The 544-nt window shown below is 69.7% G+C and carries 1 pseudogene; it reads right to left on the reverse strand.

The window, feature by feature from the left end:
• Positions 1 to 544 (reverse strand): annotated as a pseudogene (locus IE329_RS41765) (histone protein); the annotation flags it as partial.

The following is a 544-nucleotide window of genomic DNA, read 5'->3' on the forward strand; positions in this document are numbered from 1 at the left end:
GGGCTCTTCTTAGCCGGGGCCCTCTTCGCGGGGGCAGCCGCCTTCGGTGACGACGCCGACGTCTTCTTGGCCGCCGCCTTCGCCGGTGCCGCACGACCCGCTGACCGTTTCGCAGGAGAGGCGCTCTTCACCGGGCTCTTCTTAGCCGGGGCCCTCTTCGCGGGGGCAGCCGCCTTCTTCGCGGACTTGCCTTCGGGCGAGGGCTCGGGCGCGGCCTTAGAGGCCGACCGCGAGTCACGCCCGGCACGGCGCGCGGCGTGCTTTCGCGCTGGCTCTTCCGGCTCCTCCTCGTCCGGCACCTCCTCCCACCGTTCCTCGTCTTCGGGCTCCTCCTCCGGCTCTTCTTCCTCGGGCTCTTCCTCTTCGGGCTCCTCCTCCGACTCCTCCTCGCCCTCCAGCTCCTCCTCTTCAGGCTCCTCCTCCGACTCTTCTTCCTCGGGCTCCTCCTCTTCGGGCTCCTCCTCCGACTCCTCCTCCCACCGTTCCTCGTCTTCGGGCTCCTCCTCCGACTCCTCCTCCCACCGTTCCTCGTCTTCGGGCTCCT

Origin of the sequence: Kitasatospora indigofera (assembly GCF_014655955.1) — a bacterium.
GTDB classification, from domain to species: Bacteria; Actinomycetota; Actinomycetes; order Streptomycetales; family Streptomycetaceae; genus Kitasatospora; species Kitasatospora indigofera.